At 70.7% G+C, this 19,856-nt stretch carries 21 protein-coding genes and 1 riboswitch; of the genes, 10 read left to right on the top strand and 11 right to left on the bottom strand.

Annotation, left to right across the window (positions count from 1 at the left end; all coding sequences use genetic code 11):
• Positions 1-180 precede the first annotated feature (180 nt).
• Genes ACX80L_RS12815 through ACX80L_RS12825 form a run of 3 tightly spaced genes read left to right on the top strand, consistent with a single transcriptional unit; the run spans position 181 to position 4,795 of the window.
• The gene (locus tag ACX80L_RS12815) at positions 181-1,206 is read left to right on the top strand and encodes a 3-oxoacyl-ACP synthase III (protein WP_459268126.1); all 1,026 of its coding nucleotides are present in this window, start codon (positions 181-183) and stop codon (positions 1,204-1,206) included.
• Positions 1,200-3,830: an alpha/beta fold hydrolase gene (locus ACX80L_RS12820; RefSeq protein ID WP_459290092.1), complete on the top strand. Its 2,631-nt coding sequence runs from the start codon at positions 1,200-1,202 to the stop codon at positions 3,828-3,830. The genes ACX80L_RS12815 and ACX80L_RS12820 overlap by 7 nt, the downstream gene beginning before the upstream one ends.
• Positions 3,827-4,795 carry an NAD-dependent epimerase/dehydratase family protein gene (locus ACX80L_RS12825; RefSeq protein ID WP_459290094.1) on the top strand — a complete coding sequence of 323 codons (969 nt, stop codon included), beginning with the start codon at positions 3,827-3,829 and terminating at the stop codon, positions 4,793-4,795. Before ACX80L_RS12820 ends, ACX80L_RS12825 begins: the two co-directional genes overlap by 4 nt.
• Positions 4,796-4,922: 127 nt before the next feature.
• On the opposite strand, the gene ACX80L_RS12830 is transcribed toward ACX80L_RS12825, so the two are convergent.
• The 5 genes from ACX80L_RS12830 to ACX80L_RS12850 all read right to left on the bottom strand — a co-directional run bounded on the left by ACX80L_RS12830 (position 4,923) and on the right by ACX80L_RS12850 (position 8,656).
• Positions 4,923-5,789, bottom strand: a complete 867-nt coding sequence (locus ACX80L_RS12830) for a C40 family peptidase (protein ID WP_208741385.1) — start codon at positions 5,787-5,789, stop codon at positions 4,923-4,925.
• A 2-nt stretch (positions 5,790-5,791) separates the two neighbouring features.
• A riboswitch (cyclic di-AMP (ydaO/yuaA leader) is annotated at positions 5,792-5,976 on the bottom strand.
• A 132-nt stretch (positions 5,977-6,108) separates the two neighbouring features.
• Positions 6,109-7,071 carry a bifunctional DNA-formamidopyrimidine glycosylase/DNA-(apurinic or apyrimidinic site) lyase gene (mutM, locus tag ACX80L_RS12835; protein ID WP_459290096.1) on the bottom strand — a complete coding sequence of 321 codons (963 nt, stop codon included), beginning with the start codon at positions 7,069-7,071 and terminating at the stop codon, positions 6,109-6,111.
• Positions 7,072-7,809, bottom strand: coding sequence for a ribonuclease III (gene rnc / locus ACX80L_RS12840; RefSeq protein WP_208741390.1), 738 nt, complete (start codon positions 7,807-7,809; stop codon positions 7,072-7,074).
• Positions 7,810-7,883: 74 nt separating this feature from the next.
• Complete coding sequence (rpmF, locus tag ACX80L_RS12845) at positions 7,884-8,087, bottom strand: 50S ribosomal protein L32 (RefSeq protein WP_043445822.1); 204 nt, start codon at positions 8,085-8,087, stop codon at positions 7,884-7,886.
• 2 nt (positions 8,088-8,089) lie between these two features.
• Positions 8,090-8,656 carry a YceD family protein gene (locus ACX80L_RS12850; RefSeq protein ID WP_133080708.1) on the bottom strand — a complete coding sequence of 189 codons (567 nt, stop codon included), beginning with the start codon at positions 8,654-8,656 and terminating at the stop codon, positions 8,090-8,092.
• Between the two features lie 115 nt (positions 8,657-8,771).
• Between ACX80L_RS12850 and ACX80L_RS12855 the strand changes: the two genes are divergently transcribed.
• Entirely contained in the window at positions 8,772-9,368 is a 597-nt protein-coding gene (locus ACX80L_RS12855; RefSeq protein WP_133080709.1) for an ElyC/SanA/YdcF family protein, read from the top strand.
• A 12-nt stretch (positions 9,369-9,380) separates the two neighbouring features.
• Here the strand turns inward: ACX80L_RS12855 and coaD are convergent, their stop codons facing one another.
• Positions 9,381-9,845 (bottom strand): pantetheine-phosphate adenylyltransferase, encoded by a 465-nt coding sequence (gene coaD, locus ACX80L_RS12860; protein WP_133080710.1) that lies wholly within the window; start codon positions 9,843-9,845, stop codon positions 9,381-9,383.
• A gap of 111 nt (positions 9,846-9,956) precedes the next feature.
• Here coaD and ACX80L_RS12865 point away from each other — a divergent pair, with 111 nt between their 5' ends.
• From ACX80L_RS12865 to ACX80L_RS12890, 6 genes are all read left to right on the top strand, one after another.
• Complete coding sequence (locus ACX80L_RS12865; RefSeq protein ID WP_459290099.1) at positions 9,957-11,192, top strand: aminotransferase class I/II-fold pyridoxal phosphate-dependent enzyme; 1,236 nt, start codon at positions 9,957-9,959, stop codon at positions 11,190-11,192.
• Positions 11,189-12,001 carry a spermidine synthase gene (locus ACX80L_RS12870; protein WP_133080712.1) on the top strand — a complete coding sequence of 271 codons (813 nt, stop codon included), beginning with the start codon at positions 11,189-11,191 and terminating at the stop codon, positions 11,999-12,001. Before ACX80L_RS12865 ends, ACX80L_RS12870 begins: the two co-directional genes overlap by 4 nt.
• 162 nt (positions 12,002-12,163) lie before the next feature.
• Complete coding sequence (locus ACX80L_RS12875) at positions 12,164-12,511, top strand: hypothetical protein (protein WP_459268118.1); 348 nt, start codon at positions 12,164-12,166, stop codon at positions 12,509-12,511.
• Between the two features lie 108 nt (positions 12,512-12,619).
• Complete coding sequence (gene ctaD / locus ACX80L_RS12880; RefSeq protein WP_459290167.1) at positions 12,620-14,296, top strand: aa3-type cytochrome oxidase subunit I; 1,677 nt, start codon at positions 12,620-12,622, stop codon at positions 14,294-14,296.
• A gap of 150 nt (positions 14,297-14,446) precedes the next feature.
• Entirely contained in the window at positions 14,447-15,049 is a 603-nt protein-coding gene (locus ACX80L_RS12885; protein ID WP_459290101.1) for a hypothetical protein, read from the top strand.
• Between the two features lie 127 nt (positions 15,050-15,176).
• Entirely contained in the window at positions 15,177-15,929 is a 753-nt protein-coding gene (locus ACX80L_RS12890; RefSeq protein WP_459290103.1) for a YcnI family copper-binding membrane protein, read from the top strand.
• Between the two features lie 100 nt (positions 15,930-16,029).
• On the opposite strand, the gene rsmD is transcribed toward ACX80L_RS12890, so the two are convergent.
• The 5 genes from rsmD to ACX80L_RS12915 are packed head-to-tail and all read right to left on the bottom strand — an operon-like array spanning position 16,030 to position 19,846.
• The gene (rsmD, locus tag ACX80L_RS12895; RefSeq protein WP_459290105.1) at positions 16,030-16,650 is read right to left on the bottom strand and encodes a 16S rRNA (guanine(966)-N(2))-methyltransferase RsmD; all 621 of its coding nucleotides are present in this window, start codon (positions 16,648-16,650) and stop codon (positions 16,030-16,032) included.
• Between the two features lie 45 nt (positions 16,651-16,695).
• Positions 16,696-17,739 carry a sulfate/molybdate ABC transporter ATP-binding protein gene (locus tag ACX80L_RS12900; protein ID WP_459290107.1) on the bottom strand — a complete coding sequence of 348 codons (1,044 nt, stop codon included), beginning with the start codon at positions 17,737-17,739 and terminating at the stop codon, positions 16,696-16,698.
• The gene (locus ACX80L_RS12905; RefSeq protein WP_459290109.1) at positions 17,736-18,566 is read right to left on the bottom strand and encodes an ABC transporter permease; all 831 of its coding nucleotides are present in this window, start codon (positions 18,564-18,566) and stop codon (positions 17,736-17,738) included. The genes ACX80L_RS12900 and ACX80L_RS12905 overlap by 4 nt, the downstream gene beginning before the upstream one ends.
• A 33-nt stretch (positions 18,567-18,599) precedes the next feature.
• Positions 18,600-19,442, bottom strand: a complete 843-nt coding sequence (modA, locus tag ACX80L_RS12910; protein ID WP_459290111.1) for a molybdate ABC transporter substrate-binding protein — start codon at positions 19,440-19,442, stop codon at positions 18,600-18,602.
• A complete protein-coding gene (locus ACX80L_RS12915) occupies positions 19,442-19,846 on the bottom strand; it encodes a TOBE domain-containing protein (RefSeq protein ID WP_459268112.1) in 405 nt (134 codons plus the stop codon). The genes modA and ACX80L_RS12915 overlap by 1 nt, the downstream gene beginning before the upstream one ends.
• Positions 19,847-19,856 lie beyond the last annotated feature (10 nt).

A 19,856-nucleotide genomic window follows, 5' to 3' on the forward strand; every position in this document is an offset into this window, starting at 1 on the left:
CGGAGTATTGGGCAGGCAACACCATGGACGCGCACGATTTCGGCGTGACCGCCCGATGCAATCAGAAGTAGGCTTACAAAAGTTTCAGCAGTATCCAGTATTCAGAGGCGTCCGGGCCGATCCATTCGTGGGTCCCTCACGGCCAACCACCGGCGCTGACCAGTTGACGAGGCAGGAAATTTGACCGGTAACGCGACGTTTCGACATGAAAACACGGCCTTGCTCGCCGTCACGAGTGTGGAGGCGCCGGTAGTCGTCAGTTCCGCCGAGTTCGACGAACGACTGGCCCCCAGCCTGAAGAGGCTCCGCCTCTCGAAGCGGCTCCTCGAACGCGTGGCCGGGGTGACGGAACGGCGCTGGTGGTCTCCCGGGTCCGATTTCGACGACGCCGCGATCGAGGCGGGGGCCAAGGCCATGGCCGAGGCCGGTATCGAGCCGGGCGACGTCGGGCTGCTCATCAACACGTCGGTGACCCGCCGCAACCTCGAACCCTCGGTCGCCGTGAAGATCCACCACTCGCTGGGGCTGCCCTCGTCCGCGATGAACTTCGACCTGGCCAACGCCTGCCTCGGGTTCGTCAACGGGATGACCCTCGCCGCGAACATGATCGATTCCGGCCAGATCAAGTACGCCCTGATCGTCGCCGGCGAGGACGCCCAGCGGACCCAGGAGGCCACCTTCAAGCGCCTCAACCGCGAGGACTCGACGCGCGAGGATTTCCTGAGCGAGTTCGCGACCCTCACGCTCGGCTCCGGCGCGGCCGCCGCGGTGATCGGCCCGGCCGACGCCCACCCCGGGTCCCACCGCATCCTCGGCGGCGTCTCCCGTGCGGGGACGCAGCACCACGAGCTGTGCGTCGGCGGCATCGACGGGATGTACACCGACACGAAGGGACTGCTCGACGGCGGCCTGGAGCTCGTCGTCACGGCGTGGCACGAGGCGCAGGCGGACGGCTGGGCGTGGGACGCGATGGACCGCTACGTCACCCACCAGGTCTCCAACTCCTACACCAACGCCATCATCAAGGCCGTCGACCTCGAGCGTGAGCGCGTCCCGATCACCTTCCCGCACTGGGGCAATGTGGGGCCGGCCTCCCTGCCGATGACCCTCGCCCAGGAGTCGCAGTCCCTCACCCCCGGGGACCGGGTGCTGTGCCTGGGCGTCGGCTCGGGCCTGAACACCTCCATGATGGAGATTGCGTGGTAGAACTCCCCGGCGTCGACCCCTCGTGGTCGGCGTACATCGACGTGCCCTCGACCAGCGGGGCCGACGCCCCGGGAACCAGCCACCGCTGGCACTACCTCGACAACGGGCTCGGCGCAGGTGCCGATGACGAGGTCACGGGAACGCTCCTGTGCGTCCACGGCAATCCCACCTGGTCCTACCTGTGGCGGAGCTACCTCGCTGCCGGTCGCACGGCCGGCTGGCGCGTGATCGCGGTGGACCAGCTCGACATGGGCTACTCCGACCGCACCGGCGCGTTCCGGCGCCTCGAACACCGCATCACCGACCTCGAGGATTTCGTCGCCGCCGTCGGCCTCGCGGGTCCCGTGGTCACGGTGGGGCACGACTGGGGCGGCGTCGTCAGCCTCGGCTACGCCGACCGCAACCGCAGGGACTTGGCGGGCGTGATCCTGACCAACACGGCCATCCACCAGGATCCGGCCCGGCCCATCCCGGCACCGCTGCGGCTCGCCCTGGCACCCGGCGTGCACGGCCTGGGCACGAGGACCAGCACGGCCTTCCTCGACGTGACCCTCTCCCTCGCCCGGCCGGCGCTGGAGCGTGGGGTCCGCCGCGCGTTCCGCGACCCGTACCGCACGCCGGCAGCCCGCGAGGGCATCGCCAACTTCGTCTCCGACATCCCCGCCGACCCGTCCCACCCGAGCTTCGCCGCCCTCACCGCGGTCGCGGAGGGCATCCGCAGCCTGGCCGTGCCCGTGCTGATGATGTGGGGCCCGCACGACCCGATCTTCTCGGACCCCTACCTCGAGGACCTCGCCCGCCGCCTCCCCGCCGCGGACATCCATCGTTTCGAGCAGGCCGGCCACCTGGTGCAGGAGGACGCCGACACGGCGTCGACTGCCATGGAGTGGCTCGGCATCCGATCCGTGGGCGTGCCCCGACCGGACCGGTCCGGCGACAGCGCCCCGGAGGACCGTCCCTACACCCCGCTGGGCCGGCGGATCACCGAGCTCGCCGCCGGTCCCGAGGCAGGGACGACGGCGGTCGCCGAGATGGCTCCCGCGGGCACGCCGCGGACGCTGACCTGGCGCGAGCTCTCCGACAATGTCAACGCCGTGGCCGCCGGCCTCACCGCGCTCGGCTACGGCGCGGGCAGCAGGGTCAGCCTGCTCGTCCCGCCCGGAGTGGACCTCACCGTCCTGATCTACGCCTGCCTGCAGATCGGCGCCGTGATCGTCGTCGCCGATGCCGGCCTCGGCGCGCGCGGCCTCAACCGTGCCGTCAAGGGGTCCGCACCCGACGTCGTGATCGGCATCGAACGCGCCCTCCTCGCAGCCCGGGCCTTCGGCTGGCCGGGTCGGCGGATCAGTGCCGCTCCCCTGCCTGCCGCTAAGAAGAAGGCGCTGCGCGTCGAGGCTTCCCTGAACGACCTCCGTGCCGCCCGGCCGGTCGCCGGAGCACCGCGCGCCGCGCCCGCGCCGGACACCGACGCCGCCATCCTCTTCACCTCCGGGTCCACCGGTCCGGCCAAGGGCGTGGTGTACACGCACCGCCGGCTCTCGTCCATGCGCGACGCCGTGGAATCCACCCTCGGGCTGGGACCGGGCGCCTCGCTCGTCGCAGGATTCGCACCCTTCGCCCTGCTCGGCCCGGCCCTCGGCGCGACGTCGGTGACCCCGGCCATGGACGTCACCGCCCCGCGGACCCTGACGGCGCGGGCACTGGCCGATGCCGCGGCCGCGATCGACGCCACCGTCGTCTTCGCGTCGCCGGCGGCGCTGCGCAACGTCCTCGCGACGTCGGCCGACCTCCCTGCGGCCGGCCGGGAGGCACTGGAGCGGATCACCCTGATGCTCTCCGCCGGGGCGCCGATCCCGGTACCGCTGCTCGAGGAGGTCCAGGCACTCGTCCCGTCCGCGGCCCTCCACACGCCCTACGGCATGACCGAGTCCCTCCTCGTCGCCGATATCGACCTCGACGGCATCCGGGCCGCCGCGACGGCGGACGAGGCGGGACTGGACGGCGCCGGCAACGGCGTGTGCGTGGGTCTCCCGGTGCACGGCGCACGCGTCGCGGTCAGCCCGCTCGACGGCACGGGTGAGGCAACCGGCGAAGCCACCGGGACTCCCGGCGTGACGGGCGAGATCCTCGTCGACGCTCCGCACGTCAAGGATCGCTACTTCCGCCTCTGGCGCACCCAAGAGGACTCGGCACGGACGCGCCCGTGGTATCGCACCGGCGATGTCGGCCACTTCGACGCCGACGGCCGCCTCTGGGTCGAAGGACGGCTCGGCCACGTCATCACCGCACCGGGAGGGGTGGTGACCCCGGTGGGACTCGAGCAGTCGCTGGAGGCACTCGACGGCGTCCGCCTCGCCGCTGTCGTCGGCGTCGGCCCCTCCGGCGCGCAGGCTGTGGTGGCGGTCGTCGAGACGACGACGCCGGGTCGTCGCCCCCGGCTCGCTGATGCGTCGCTCGCCGCTGCCGCCCGCGATGCGGCCGGCGCGCGCGGCGTGGACCTCGCTGCGGTCGTCTCGGTCCCCGCGCTGCCGGTGGACATCCGGCACAATGCGAAGATCGACCGCGCACGGGTCGCGGCCTGGAGCGGACGGTTCCTCGCCGGCGGGCGGGCCGGCTCCCTGTGACCGTCCTCGTGACGGGCGCCAGCGGGATGCTCGGCCGCGCGGTCGCCGGACAGCTCCTCGCCGACGGCCACGACGTTCGGTGCTTCCAGCGCCGCCCGTCGGGTGTCGTCGGTGCCGCCGACGTCCTGGGCTCCATCGAGGACGACGCGGCGGTGACCGCCGCGGTCCGGGGGTGCGACGCCGTGATCCACCTCGCGGCGAAGGTCTCCTTCACCGGCCGCGCCGCCGACTTCGACAGGACCAACGTGGACGGGACCCGGCGCCTGCTCGATGCCGCCCGGCGCGCCGGCATCCCCGACGTCGTCCACGTCTCCTCGCCCTCCGTGGCGCACGACGGCACGTCCCTGGTCGGCGCGTCCGCCGGTCCCGCGGACCCGGGGACCGCACGAGGCGACTACGCCCGGACCAAGGCCGCGGCGGAGGTGCTGGCGCTGCGACGCTCCACGGCGTCGTTCCGCGTCGCCGCGGTGCGCCCGCACATCGTCTGGGGACCCGGTGACACGCAGCTCGTCGAGCGCGTCGTCGACCGGGCCCGGCGGGGACGGCTGCCGCTGCTCGACGGTGGCACCGCACTGATCGACACCACCTACGTGGACAACGCGGCGTCGGCGATCGTCGCCTGCCTCGCCCGTATCGGCGAGGCGCAGGGCCAGGCCTTCGTCGTGACCAACGGTGAGCCGCGGCCCATCGCGGAGCTGCTCGCAGGGATCTGCCGCGCCGCCGGCGTCCGCCCACCGGCATGGTCGGTGCCCGGATCGGTAGCACGGGCGGCGGGGACGGTCATCGAACGCGCCTGGCTGGCGCTCGGCCGCGCCGAGGAGCCGCCCATGACCCGCTTCCTGGCCGAACAGCTGTCCACCGCACACTGGTTCGACCAGCGGCGGACCCGGGCCGTGCTCGACTGGACGCCGGGGGTCAGCATCGACCAAGGGTTCCAGCGCCTCGCGGCGCACTACGGCGGCTGAGGACGCGGGCCGGGCGGGAACGCGCCGCCACGGCCTCTCGCCGGGTACGCGGAAGGGCGGGATGCCCCGCATCCCGCCCTTCTGCGTACCTGTACCTGGGACGACCGGCTGACGCCGGTCGCGATTCCTAGCGGGTGTAGTACCCGTCCACCGACATGGCGTTGACCGAGTGCACCAGCGTGCCCTGCGAGGGGTTCAGGGCGCTGACCATCTGGCCGTTGCCGAGGTAGATACCGACGTGGCTTCCACCGTTCTGGCTCACCAGGTCGCCCGGCTGCGGGTTGCTGGTGGGGGTGAGAGCAGCGAACTGCGACCAGGTGGTGCGCGGCAGGCTGATGCCGTTCTGCGCGTAGACCCACTGCACGAAGCCGGAGCAGTCCCAGCCGCCGAACGAGGTTCCGCCGTACACGTAGCCCGAGCCGATGCCCTGCATGGCCGTGCCGACGATGCCTCCGCCGGCGGGGCTGATCGAGGCGGACTGCGTGCTGAGTCCGGTGGTGTTCCCCGAGAAGACCGCGGGTGCTGCCACGGGTGCGGGTGCCGCCACGGGTGCCGGTGCCGCGATAGCTGCGGGGGCAGCGACGATCGTTGCGGACTGGGCGGAGTACTGCTGGGGAGCGGCAGTGCCGGTGAGCGCGAGGGCCTGACCCGGGTAGATGACCGAGCTGTAGCCGAGTCCGTTGGCCGTGAACAGCGTGTCGAGGCTGACGCCGTGCGAGGCAGCGATGCTGCCCAGCGTGTCGCCGGCCTGGACGGTGTAGGTGCCCGCCGCGACGGTGGACGCCGCGACCTGCTCGGGTGCGGCCTGCAGGGTGATCTCGCCTGCGGCACTCGCGGGGAGCGCTGCGCCGAACATGATCCCGGATGCTGCGACGACGACGGCGGCGGGCTTGCCGGCCACCGAGGCACTCGCGGAGATCGCGCGGGAGGCGGTGAGAAGGGGGTTGGTGCGCGTGGGGACGGCCCGGTGGCGCGCTGAAGTGCTCTTGGACATGATCATGCCTTTCCCAATGCCTGCGAAGTTAGCTGTCGGGTTCGGATGGGACATCCGGACGTGCTGTTCTCGTTCCAGCGAACATGCGCTGGTCGACGCGCGTCTTTACCCCTAGGACTCAGGACTGAGTCCGCTATCGGTTCCCCCGCCCCTGTCGAATGTGTAGTGCGAACGGTCCGTCCTCATCGACAGGGTTAGGCAGAGTGAGGAGGGGCGCCCCTCCGTTGTGGAGCGGGCGCGGGGTCAACGGTACCCGTTGAGCTTCCGGTTGTCACGTTTGGGTTACGGCGCCGACGGTGCCATAATCCCCCCGCGCCGACTAGGCCCGAGCGTTCCGCGGCCTCGGCTGGCAGTACGGGCAGAGGGACGATGACCTGTTCATGAAGGCTTCGCGCCGGATGAGGGTCGAGCGCCCTTCGGCTGCGCAGCGACGGCACGGTTGCCCGGCACGGCCGTAGGCTTCGAGGTCGCGGGCGAAGTAGCCCGACGCGCCGTTGACGTTGACGTACAGCGCGTCGAAACTCGTGCCACCGGCGTCCATGGCCCGGGTCATGACCGTGGTGACCGCCTCGACGATACGGAGGGTGTCGGGACGGCGCAGAGTGTCCGTGGGGCGCGCGTAGTGGAGTCTCGCCGCCCACAGCGCCTCGTCCGCGTAGATGTTGCCGATCCCCGAGATGAGGCCCTGGTCGAGGAGGGCACGCTTGAGGCCCGTCCTCCGCTCGCGGAGACGCCGGTGGAAGGATTCGACGGAGAACGCGGGATCGAGCGGGTCACGCGCGATGTGCGCGGCCTGGTGCGGGATGAGAGGCAGATCCGTGTCTCCGCGACCACCCGGCGCGCCGTCGGCGGTGGGCTCGAGATCGGCGACGAACATGCCCCCGAAGATCCTCTGGTCGACGAACCGGAGGTCGGCGGGGAGCGGGGCACCCTCGTCGTCGACGGCGGTGGAGAGCCGAAGGCGTACCTTCAGGTGTTTCTCGAGGGGGGCCTCCGGCTCCTCGATGAGCAGCTGACCGCTCATGCCGAGGTGCGCCATCAGTGCGACGTGCGGGACGTCACGGGGGGCGTCCGGGTCCTGGAGGGTCATCCAGAGGAACTTCCCGCGCCGCACCACGTCCGTGACGCGTGCTCCGGTGACGTTGCCGCGGAAGTCCTCGACGCCTGCGACGTGGCGTCGCAGCGACCGCGGGTCCACCACCTCGACGGCCTCGACGGTGCGGCCCGTGACCCAGCGCGCCAGCCCACGCCGTACCACCTCGACCTCGGGCAGTTCAGGCACTCAGGGTCCGGGGGGCGCTGCGGGCGCGTCGTGCGGTTCGCCGTCGGGCGTCGTCCCGGCCCCGGGTGCGAGCAGCTTCCAGGAGGCGGCAGCAGCCTCCTGCTCCGCCTCCTTCTTCGAGTGGCCGCACCCGGAGCCGTACTCGACGCCGCCGATCACGAGGCGCGCGGTGAACGTACGGGCGTGGTCGGGACCGGCGCCCACCACCTGGTAGTCGATCAGGCCGAGCCGGCGGGCGGCCGCGGTCTCCTGGATGCGGGTCTTCCAGTCCGTGCCTTCGCCGAGGACAGCGGAGTCGCGCAGGAGCGGCCCGATGAGCCTCATGACCATGGCCCTCGCGATCTCGATCCCGTGGCTCAGGTAGGCGGCACCGATGACGGCCTCCATGGTGTCCGCGAGGATGGATGCCTTGTCCCGGCCGTTGGTGAGCTTCTCGCCCTGTCCGAGCAGCACGTGGCTGCCGAGGTCGAGCGTGCGGGCCACTCCGGCGAGCGCCCTGGTGCTGACGACGGCTGACCGCCGCTTGGCGAGCTCACCCTCGGAGAGGTCGGGGTTGTCCCGGTACAGGGCGTCGGTCACCGAGAGGCCGAGCACCGAGTCGCCCAGGAATTCGAGCCGCTCGTTGGTGGGGATCCCGCCCTTCTCATAGGCGTAGGACCGGTGCGTCAGGGCAAGACGAAGCGTCTCGGTGTCGATATCGACACCGAGACGCCTCGTAAGTTCTTCTGTATTTTTCACAACCGCATCAGCTGATCCAGCATCGAACGGGTGCCCACTGCAGCACCGGGCATGCAGCGGGCCGCACCCCGTTGTCAGACGTCGGCTACCTTGCGGCCCTTGTACTCGAGGAACAGCGGGGTACCGGCTGAATCGGTGACAACCTTGGCCTGGTGGGCGAGGCTGTAGGTGACGCGACCGTTCTCGAGGGTCTTGACCAGCTTGGGGGCGGTTGCCTTCCACTGGGACCGGCGTGCACGGGTATTCGCGCGGGACATCTTCCGCTTCGGGACAGCCACGGCTAACTCTCTTCTCTCTCGTCTGACTCTGACTTGGTTGCCGCGTCGTTACCGGCGGCGGTGCCCGTCAGCCCTGCAAGGGCTGACCAGCGAGGGTCCAAAACTTCATGGTGGTGGTCCGGATCGTCATTGAGCTGCGCTCCGCATTCGGAGCACAGACCCTTGCAATCCTCCCGGCACACCGGCTGGAATGGCAGCGACGTAACCACTGCATCCCTCAGCACGGGTTCCAGATCGACCGAATCGTTCTCCACCCTGTGCTGATCTTCTTCCTCTTCCACCGACAGCGACTCGGAGTCGCTGTAGAAGAAGAGCTCCTGGACGTCCACCTCACGGTCGAACCGCAGGGGCTCCAGGCAACGGCCGCACTCGCCGGTTACCTCGACGTTTGCCGTACCCGACACCAGGATTCCCTCGTGCACCGATTCGAAACGCAGGTCCAGTTCCATCTCGGAACCCTCCTGCACGCCGATCAGCGCAACGCCGAAATCCTTCGGTGCCGGTACATGTTCTTCCACTGTCCGCATGCTTCCCGGACTGCGTCCGAGATCCTTGACGCTGAAAGTCAAAGGCGAACTGAGATCGCTGTTGATGATGACTCCTGTAGAACATATGACCGACGTACCATCCTAGCCCGATGAGGCGGGCAGTCCCAAAACGGGCGGACCCGTCTACGCTCGGACGATGACGTCCGATCCCCGCCCGGCACCGGCTGACCCGCGTCGCCGTCGGGCGGTCCGCGCCCTGCGGACAGCGGCCGGGATCGCCACCGCCTGTCTCCTCGCGTGGCTGATCCTCGCCTATGTGCTGTTCTACAACCCTCCGCTGCGGACGGTCGGGACGGCCGATGCGGTGGTGGTGCTGGCCGGAGCCGCGGGCGAGAGGCTTCCCGCGGGCCAGCGGCTGATCGAGCGCGGCGTCGCCGACGAACTCGTGCTCTCCTCGACGGGGCTGCCGGGCAACTCCGCGGCCGATGCCCTGTGCGCCGCGGAGTTACCAGGCACGACCTGCTTCCGTTCGGATCCCCTGACCACGAGGGGTGAGGCGCGTGCGATCGCCGCGCTCGCCCGCGACCGCGGCTGGGACAGGATCGTCGTCGTCACCTCGACCTACCACGTGACTCGCGCCTCCACGAACATCTCCCAGTGCTCCGAGGCCGACGTCACCATGGCCGAATCGACGCCGGACCTCGACGCCCTGGAGTGGCTCGGACGGTTCGTCGAGGAGACCACGGCACTGGCCGCCGCCCTGGCCCGCCCGGCGTGCGCTCGACCGGTCTGAGGTCCCGCCGGATCAGTGCAGGGAACGGTAGACGGCGTCCGGAACGAACGGACGGACGTCGCCGCCCAGGGACGCGACCTCCTTCAGCAGCGTGGAGGAGACATGGGCGAACGTCGTACCGGTGGGGACGAAGACGGTCTCGACGTCGGTCAGGTGGCGGTTCATGGTCGCCATGGGGAGTTCGTAGTCGAAGTCGAGCCCTGATCGCAGCCCTTTGACGAGTGCCGCCGCGCCGTGCTCCCTGCAGAAGTCGGCGACGAGGCCGGGGCCCATGGGCAGCACTGTCACGCCGGGCAGGTGCGCGAGGCCGTCGCGGCAGAAGGCGATGCGCTCGTCGACGTCGAACCGGTACTTCTTGGCGTAGTTGGTCGACACGGCGACGATCACCTCGTCGAACAACCGGGCGGCACGACCGATGACCTCGATGTGTCCGTTGTGGAGGGGGTCGAACGATCCGGGGCAGACGGCGCGGCTCATGCCCCCACGGTACCCAGTCCTCCCCACCTGCGCGCACACCCCGCCCCCCGGCATACCGCGGAGGGCACGGCGGTCTGCGGCCGGACGCGCGGGACCGGCGATACTGGTGTCATGACCACAGACGCGCGGGCGGCAGCCATTCCGAGCAGCAGTACGGCACCCTGGACGAGGGCCGCGCGCGGTGCGAACCTGCTCGGCGGCGACGGCACCCTCGGCATCACCATCTTCGAGGAGGTGACGGCGCTCGCCCAGAAGCATTCGGCGATCAACCTCGGACAGGGGTTCCCGGACGAGGACGGTCCACGCGAGATCCTCGACGCGGCCCGTGCAGCGATCGCCGACGGCGCCAACCAGTACGCACCCGGTCAGGGCCTCGCCGTCCTGCGCCATGCCATCGCCGCACACCAGGAACGCTTCTACGGACTGCACATCGATCCGCAGACCGAGGTGATCGTCAGCACGGGCGCCACGGAGTCGATCGCGGCGGCGATCCTCGCCTTCGCCGGCCCGGGCGACGAGGTGCTGACCTTCGAACCCTTCTACGACTCCTACGGGGCCGTCATCGGGCTCTCGGGCGCCACCCACACCACCGCTCCCCTGAACGCTCCGGACTTCCAGCCGGACGCGGCAAGCCTGGAGGCCGCGTTCAGCGAGCGCACGCGGATCGTCGTGGTGAACAATCCGCACAACCCGACCGGCAGCGTCCTCGCCCGGCCGGCGCTCGAGCGCATCGTGCGGCTGGCGGAACGCCACGGTGCCATCATCGTGACGGACGAGGTGTACGAGCACCTGACCTTCGGTGTGCCGCACGTCCCCATCGCCTCGCTGCCCGGGGCGGCGGAACGCACCCTCACGATCTCCTCCGCGGGCAAGACCTTCTCGGTCACGGGCTGGAAGGTGGGCTGGCTCAGCGGACCCGCCGACCTCGTGGCGCAGGTCCGTACCGTGAAGACCTTCCTGACCTACACCTCGGGAACGCCGTTCCAGGGAGCCGTCGCCCTCGGGCTGGGGCTGCCGGAGGAGTTCTTCACCTCCGCCGCGGCCATGCTGCGGAAGAAGCGGGATCTGCTGGGCGAGGGCCTCCGCGCCGCCGGGTTCGAGGTCTTCGAGCCGAAGGGCACGTTCTTCACGATGGTCGATGCCGCGCCGCTGGGTATCGACGACGCCACGGACCTGGCACGGCGCCTGCCGTCGCTGATCGGGGTCGCGGCGATCCCCGTGGCGATGTTCTGCCACGAGGAGGGTGCCCGGCGTACGCGCTCGATGCTGCGGTTCGCGTTCTGCAAGCGGTTCGACGTCATCGAGGAGGGCGCACTGCGCCTCGCGACCCTGCGGGAGCGCGTGTGAGCACGGCTCCCGGCACGGACGAAGAGTTCGAGGTCCCCACGCGCTGGCTTCCCGGCGCGGGTGCCTACGCCGAGATCGACGAGGACGCATACATCGACGGCGCGCTCATCCTCAGCATCGGAGGGGCGCAGCAGTCGCATGTCGACGTGCACCACCCGGAACGGGTGTTCTACGAGTACCTGCGTCGCGTGGCGGCAGTTCTCGACCTGGTCAAGCCACCGGGCGCTCCGCTGCGGATCCTGCACCTGGGCGCGGGAGCCCTGACCCTCGTCCGGTACGTCCAGGCGACGCGTCCGGGATCCGTGCAGGTCGCCGTCGACCTGGAAGCAGAACTGGTCGACTTCGTCCTCGATGCCATGCCGCTGGCCGAGGGCACGGTGTGCGAGGTCGTCGTCGGCGACGCCGCCGACGCCGTGCTCGAGCAGCCGGATGCGGCCTTCGACGCCGTGGTGCTGGACATCTTCGCGGGGGCCGACGCCCCCGCCCATCTCACCGGCCCGGATTTCGCCGCGCACCTCCTGAGGGTCTGCGCCGACGACGGCGTGGTCCTCGTCAACGTCGGCGACGACCCGCCGCTCGCCTTCGCCCGCGCGCAGAGCAGGCAGCTCTCCGCCCTGGCCACCGCGACGGCCGTCCTCACCGAGGCGGGCATGGTCGGCGGTGCGAGCGCCGGGAACGTCATCATCGCGGCACGCAGGACGCCGTGGCCGGAGTCCTGGACCTCCGCCCTGCGTGCCGCGGGTCCGCACCCCGCCGCCGTCCTCGTCGACGCCGAGCGGGCGGCGTTCGAGCAGCCGATGGGCCGGTAGCTCCGCCCCGACCCTTCCGACCCTGATATTCAGCACGCCATGGTCGCCCGGCGCAGTGCTTGTCAAGCACCATTCTTCCGCGCCCGGGTCCGACAGCTCCTCCTAGCCTTAAAGGGCTTGAGCAGCCGGGCATCGAGGACCGCTCTTCGGAGGACCTGGGCCATGAGCCACACATTGCGCATCACCGTCCGCCTGGACATCGACCTCCGCTGGGCACGCATGGAAGTGCGAGGGTGCCTCACAGAGGAGAACTGCCGGGCTCTCCTGCCCATCGTCCGCCGTAGCTTCCGCATCCTGCAGGAGCCGAACGTCGTGATCGATGCGAGCAGCGCGCAGCACATCGAGATCGCGGGGATCGATGCGCTCGAACGCCTCGGGATCAGCGGCCTGGAAGCCCAGCCCGTCGTCGGCGATTCCGCCGGCTCGTGCTCGCTGATCGTGCCCGAGGTCCTCCCCTCGTGCCCCTCCCGGTTCCCGCGCCCGCACGGGAGCCACCGCTTCGCCGCATGAACCTACCCCATCCCTACCCGGCAGGAGCGGACCGTGACCGCTGAATACGCAGATTCGACCCTTGCAGCGACGCCGGCGGCAACGCCCGGAACCCGGTCCCCCGGCCGGATCTTCCTCGAGTGGATGACGACCACCGACCACAAGACGATCGGCTACCTCTACATCATCACGTCGTTCGTGTGGTTCTCCCTGAGCGGCGTCGAGGCCCTGCTGATCCGGGCGGAACTCTTCGCACCGGGCATGCAGATCCTGCAGACCAAGGAGCAGTACAACCAGCTGTTCACGATGCACGGCACGATCATGCTGCTCCTCTTCGCGACACCGCTGTTCGCAGGCTTCGCGAACGTCATCATGCCGCTGCAGATCGGCGCACCCGATGTCGCCTTCCCCCGGCTCAACGCCCTGGCCTACTACTTCTACCTCTTCGGCGGGATCATCGTCGGTCTCGGCATCTTCACCCCGCAGGGCAGCGCAGGGTTCGGCTGGACCGCCTACCCGCCCCTCGCGAACGTCAGCTTCTCCCCCAGCATCGGTGGGGACCTGTGGGTCTTCGGGCTCGCCCTGGCCGGCTTCGGCACCATCCTCGGCTCGGTCAACTTCGTCACGACGATCATCTGCATGCGCGTCCCGGGCATGACCATGTGGCGCATGCCGATCTTCACCTGGAACACCCTGATCACCTCGATCCTCGTCCTGATGGCCTTCCCCGTCCTGGCCGCCGCCCTGTTCGCCCTCGGCGCGGACCGCCGCTTCGGCGCGCACATCTTCGACCCGGAGAACGGCGGGGCGATCATGTGGCAGCACCTCTTCTGGTTCTTCGGCCATCCCGAGGTGTACATCATCGCGCTGCCGTTCTTCGGCATCGTCTCGGAGATCTTCCCGGTGTTCAGCCGCAAGCCGATCTTCGGCTACAAGGGCCTGGTCTTCGCGACGATCGCCATCGCCGCGCTCTCCGTGACGGTCTGGGCACACCACATGTACGTCACCGGAGCCGTCCTGCTGCCGTTCTTCGCCTTCACGACCATGCTCATCGCCGTTCCGACGGGCGTGAAGGTCTTCAACTGGATCGGCACCATGTGGCGGGGATCGCTGACCTTCGAGACGCCGATGCTCTGGAGCCTCGGCTTCCTCGTGACCTTCATCTTCGGCGGTCTGACCGGCGTGATCCTCGCGTCGCCGCCGCTGGATTTCCACGTCTCGGACACCTACTTCGTGGTCGCGCACTTCCACTACGTGGTCTTCGGCACCGTGGTCTTCGCGATGTTCGCCGGCTTCTACTTCTGGTGGCCCAAGTTCACCGGGACCATGCTCAACGAGCGGTGGGGGAAGATCCACTTCTGGATGCTGTTCCTCGGCTTCCACGCCACGTTCCTCATCCAGCACTGGCTCGGCGTCCAGGGCATGCCCCGCCGGTACGCCGACTACCTGCCCGAGGACGGCTTCACGGGCATGCACCAGTTCTCCACCATCGGCTCCTTCCTTCTCGGCGCGTCCATCATCCCGTTCTTCTGGAACGTGTACATCACCTGGCGCAAGGGCAAGAAGGTCGAGGTCGACGATCCGTGGGGCTTCGGTGCCTCGCTGGAGTGGGCGACCTCCTGCCCGCCGCCGCGCCACAACTTCGTGTCCATCCCCCGGATCCGCTCGGAGCGTCCCGCCCTGGATCTCCACCACCCCGAACTGGTGGCGCGCTTCAACGAGACCAGCCACTCACCTGCCGCCGGCGCGCTCGGTGCGGCGGACATGGGCGAGCAGGATCCCCGCCAGCCGAACCCGAAGAACTAGGAGGAGCGCAGCGGCTCCCGTGCCCATCCACGGAACCACCCCGCGCGAAGTACTGGCGTGGAAGCCGGCGTGCCGACGGTAGCCTGAGATGGAGCCGCTGAATCCAGCGCGGCTTCCACGACTGCGCGGAGCGACGGGAAGGAGGGACGGGTGCCTGCAACGAGCCTGACCTACGTCCGGTCCGTGATCCTCGTCTCGCTGATCCTCTCGGTCTCCTCGGCGTCGCACGTCCTGGCGTCGGGACACCTGCCCGCCCCCGGGGTGATGCTGCTGCTCGCAGTCCTCCTCCTCGCGCCCGCAACGCTGCTCGCCCGGCGGACCCTCTCCGTCCGGCCCGCCCTCCTGGCGATGGGAGGCGGGCAGTTCCTGCTGCACCACGTCTTCGCGCTGACCTCCGTCCCGGCGGTCTGCCAGAGCTCCTCGACGATGCCGGACCACCACGCCGCCTTCGAGCTCGCCTGCTCCACGGTGGCACCGACCGGGATGGCCGGTGCGGTCGGCACTCCCGCCATGGTCGTCCTGCACGCGATAGCCACCGTGGTCCTGGCCCTCGCGGTCGCGCGGAGCGACCGGGCGGTCACGCTCCTCCTGGCCTGGCTACGGCCCCTGCTGACCCTGCCCTCCATCACTTCCCCGGTGCCGGCGACGCCCCGTGCCGTGACCGACGTGCCGCATCCCGTCGCGCCGCTGTCCGTGCACGCCTCCGTGCCGACCCTGCGCGGTCCGCCGCGTCCGTCGCCGCTGCCCGCCTGAACCGGCCCGTCCTGACAGGGACCGGGGTACGTCGGCGGGCCTTCCCGATGCACCCTTCCCACTTCCCTGCTGCCCCGCGCGATCCCGCTGTCGCGGACGTGGAGCAGCATCCCCGAAAGGCATTTCCATGACTTCCCACCCCAGGCGTACCCTCACCACCGGAGCCGTCGCCCTCACCACTGCCGGCCTGATGGCCCTCGGCCTCGGCGCGGCGAGCGCCCACGTGACCGTGGCGCCGGCGTCCACCACGGAGAACGGCTATGCGCAGCTCACCTTCAGCGTGCCCAACGAGTCGGAGACCGCGGCGACGAACAAGCTCGAGGTGCAGCTGCCCACCGACGAGCCCTTCACGTCCGTCCGCGTCAAGCCGGTCGAGGGGTGGACGGCGGAGGTGGTGACCGGTGACCTGCCGGAGCCGGTGACCACCTCCGACGGCGCGACCATCACGGAGGCTCCCTTGTCCGTCGTGTGGACGGCGGAGGCTGGTGCCGAGATCTCGCAGCAGGAGTACCAGACGTTCTCGATCTCGGTGGGGCGCCTGCCCGAGGCGGGATCCACGGTGCTGCTCCCGACCTCCCAGTCCTATACGGACGGTGACGTCGTCGCGTGGGACCAGGAGACCGTCGAGGGCGCCGAGGAACCCGACAAGCCGGCGCCCTCGTTCGTGACCACGGCCGCCGTCGAGGGTGACGCCCACGGCGGGTCCCACAACGCGGCCGAGGCGACCCCGGAAGCATCCCCCGAGGCGATCGACGCGGAGCAGACGGCGTCCAGCACGCCGGGGTCGACGTCGGCCGTCGGCTGGGCGGGCCTCATCGCCGGCCTGCTCGGACTCGCCGCCGGCGTCACCGCCCTGCTGAGGACACGACGCCGGGCCTAGCCCATGGCAGAAGGCGCCGTGCCGGAGGACCGGCACGGCGCCTTCTGCGCTCGGCACTTTCTGCGCCCGGCACTATCTGCGCCCGCGCGAGGGAGAGCTGCTAGTCGGCGGAGGCTTCCCCGGCGGCGTCGACATCCGACTCCACATCGGACTCCACGACGGGCTCCAGGAACCACAGGCGTGTCTCCCCGTACTTCTTGTCCGAGAAGCGTTCGAGCCACGCGGGCCACGCCGGTTCCGGGGTCCGCGCCGATCGCTCGACGACGACGACGGCACCCTCCGCCAGGCGCGTCTCGAGGGCAGCGAGGACGGCGACCACGCCGTCCTCACGCACCGTGTAGGGCGGATCCATCAGGACGAGGTCCCAGGTCAGTTCGGGGGCCACCCTATCGAGGTAGGTCTCGACCTTCGTGCGGTGCACGCGGACGGCCGTCCAGCCGAGGACGCGGTTCACGAGGTCGGCGTTCCGCTGGGCGACGGCGGCGGCCCGGTCGGCGGATTCGACGAGGTCCACGGAGGCGGCGCCGCGGCTCGCACTCTCCACCCCGAGCGAGCCCGAACCGGCATAGAGGTCCAGGACGTGGGCCCCGTGCACCACGCCGTAGGACTCGAGGCTCGAGAACAGTGCTTCCTTCACGCGGTCCGTCGTCGGCCGCGTGCCGTTTCCGTCGACGCTGGTGAGCGTCGTGCCGCCTGCGGCTCCTGAGATGATGCGCGTCATGCCTCCGACTCTATCGCCGGTCGGGGCACGGCGCGGACCGCCGTCCTACACCGGATAGACGGTTGCGTCCTCGTGCCGGAAGCCGAGGAACACCGGCACGCCGGGGGCCATGCCGAGTGCCACGATGGCGGCGGGGGCGACGTCGGCCGCCAGCCCCGCGGCGTGCACGCGCACGTGGTCGCCGCGGTGCTCGACGTCGTCGATCTCCGCTCCGACGGAGCTGAAGCCCTGCCCGCTCTCCGCCCTGCGGGACACGGCCACATCCGCCGGACGGACCGTGAGGGCGAGGCGCGCCCCGACCGGTGCGTGTTCGGCCAGCGGCACCTCCAGCCCGTTGGCCGCCCTGAATCCCGCGGGAGTCGCCTGTCCTTCCACGAGGTTCAGTCCGGCCAGCCGGGCACCGAAGGGCGTGACGGGTCGCGTGAGCACGTGTGCCGTGGCGCCGGCTTCGACGATCCTGCCGTCCTCGAGGATGAGCACGCGGTCGGCGAGCAGGAAGGCGTCGAGCGGATCGTGGGTCACGATGATCGCGGAGCGGTCCGCGAGGACGTCCCGCAGGAGGGTGCGGAGGGCGGGGGCCACGGTGACGTCGAGGGCGGCGAGCGGCTCGTCCAGCAGGAGGAGCGACGGATCGGCGGCGAGCGCACGCGCGACGGCGACGCGTTGTGCCTGTCCACCGGACAGCTGGGACGGCCTGCGGGAGGCGAGCTCGCCCATCCCGACGCGGTCGAGCCAGTCCCGGGCCGTGGACCGGGCCGCCGCCCGGTGCTGTCCGCGGCTGCGCGGACCGAAGGCCACGTTTTCCAGTGCCGTGAGGTGGGGGAACAGCAGGGCCTCCTGCGCGAGGAGCGAGACGCCACGGTGGCGGGGTTCGGTGAGGACGCTCCGGCGGGCGGTGACGTCGAAGAGGACCTTCCCGTCGAGCTCCGCGCGGCCCTCCGCCGGCGGCAGGAGCCCCGCGACGAGCGTGAGCAGCGTCGACTTCCCCGCCCCGTTGGGCCCGAGGACGGCGAGGGTCTCCCCCGGGGCGAGGTCGAAGGCGACGTCGAAACTGCGCTCCGGGAGCAGGGCCCTGAAGGTGAGGCTCATGGCCGTGCCATGGCCGGGGCGCGGAAGGGCAACGGTCCTGCCGCCCCGTCGAGGGGCCGCACGCGGTGCGCGACACCCACCACGGCGACGGCGACGAGCACGAGGATGAGGGAGAGCGCGACGGCGGCGTCCGGGTCCGTCTCACGCTGCAGGTAGACCTCCAGCGGCAGCGTCCTCGTGGTCCCCTGGAGGCTGCCCGCGAAGGTCAGCGTCGCTCCGAACTCTCCGAGCGCCCGAGCGAAGGACAGCACGGACCCCGAGATCAGCGCGGGCAGCACGAGGGGCAGCGTGATCCGCCGGAGCACCGTCCACCGTCCGGCGCCGAGGGTCGCTCCGACGGCCTCGTAGCGCGTACCGACCGAGCGGAGCGCCCCCTCGAGGCTGAGGACGAGGAACGGCAGGGCCACGAAGGCCTGCGACATCACGACCGCCGTCGTCGAGAAGGCGACGTCGATCCCGAGGACGTCCAGGCTGCTCCCCAGCAGCCCGCGCCGGCCGAAGGTGTACAGCAGGGCGATGCCGCCGACGACCGGTGGGAGGACCAGGGGCAGCAGCACGAGGGACCGGAGGACCTGCTGTCCGCGGAACGAGGTCCGGGCGAGGACGAGCGCCATCGGCACGCCGAAGACGATGCACAGGGCCGTCGCGGTGAGGGAGGTCCGCAGGCTGAGCAGTAGGGCCGCCTCGGCGCTCTCGGAGGTGACGAGGGGGATGAACCGGGGCCAGTCGACCCGGAGCGCCATGGCCGCGAGCGGGACGACGACGAACAGACCGCCGATGACGGCGATCAGCACCACCCAGCGGGGAAGGGCCGCCGTCGTCCTCACCACTGTGCCTCCCATGGCTGGACCGACAGCGGGTCAGGGCGCACCGAAACCCGCTGCCCCGAGGACGGCCCGACCGTCCGGACCGGCCACGAAGTCGACGAACGCCTGCGCCGTCGCGGGGTCCGCCGCATCGGCCAGTGCCGCGACGGGATAGGTGGTGATGGCGTCGGAGGCCTCGGGGACGTCGATGCCGAGGACCGTGTCTCCTGCCGCCCGGATGTCGGTGGCATAGACGAGGCCGGCGTCCGCCTCACCGGAGGCCACCTTCCCGAGGACGTCCGTGACGGACGATTCCTCGCTGACAGGGTCCAGGTCGATGCCTGCGGCCTCCTCGATCCTCGCCGCAGCCGCTCCGCACGGAACCTGTTCCGCGCAGACGACCGTCTTCACGCCCGGGCGGGCTGCGTCGGCGAGCGAGGCGATGACGGCGGGGTTGTCGGACGGGACGGCCAGCCGGAGCGTGTTGGTGGCGATGTCGACTGCCGTCCCGCGCAGCAGGCCCGCGGCCTCGACCCGGTCCATGCTCGCGGTGTCGGCCGGGGCGAAGACGTCCGCGGGAGCACCCTCGATGATCTGCGTGACGAGATCGGACGAACCGGCGACGTTGAGCCGGACGTCCGCGCCCGGGTGCGCCTCCTCGAACCGGGCCGCGAGGTCGGTGAAGGACGCCCGGAGGGAGGCTGCGGCGAAGACCGTCACGCTGCCGTCGGCCGCTCCGTCCGGTCCCCCGGCATCCCCGGCGGGCACGCCGGACGAGCCGCAGGCGGCGGTGAACAGGACGACGGCGACCGGCACGACGGCGGATCGGGCCACGGGTCGGGCGACGGATCGCGGGGCGGCGCGCCGGCGCGGGGCCGGGGCCGGTCGCGGCATCATCAGGCCTTCCCGCCAGGGGTCTCGATGATCACGGTGGTGGCCTTGACCACGGCAATGGCGATGGAGCCCTGCTCCAGTCCGAGGTCGCGGACGGCCTCGCTGCTCATCAGCGACACCACGCGGTGCTGCCCGCACTGGAGCTCCACCTGCGCCATGACGGTGTCCATCACGATGTCGGTGACGATGCCGACGAACCGGTTGCGGGCGGAACGCCCGATGTCCGAGGGGTCCCCGGGCAGGACGGCGTTCCGGCGTGCGAGCCGGGCCAGTTCCAGCGCGTCGACCACGGCCCTGCCCGAGGAGTCCCTGGCGCTTCCGAGGATGCCGCCGTCGATCCAGCGGCGGACGGTGTCGTCGCTGACGCCCAGGAAGCGAGCGGCGTCACCGATCCGTATCTGAGTCATGGAGAGGATG

It is taken from the genome of Arthrobacter sp. MDT1-48-3, from assembly GCF_054511015.1.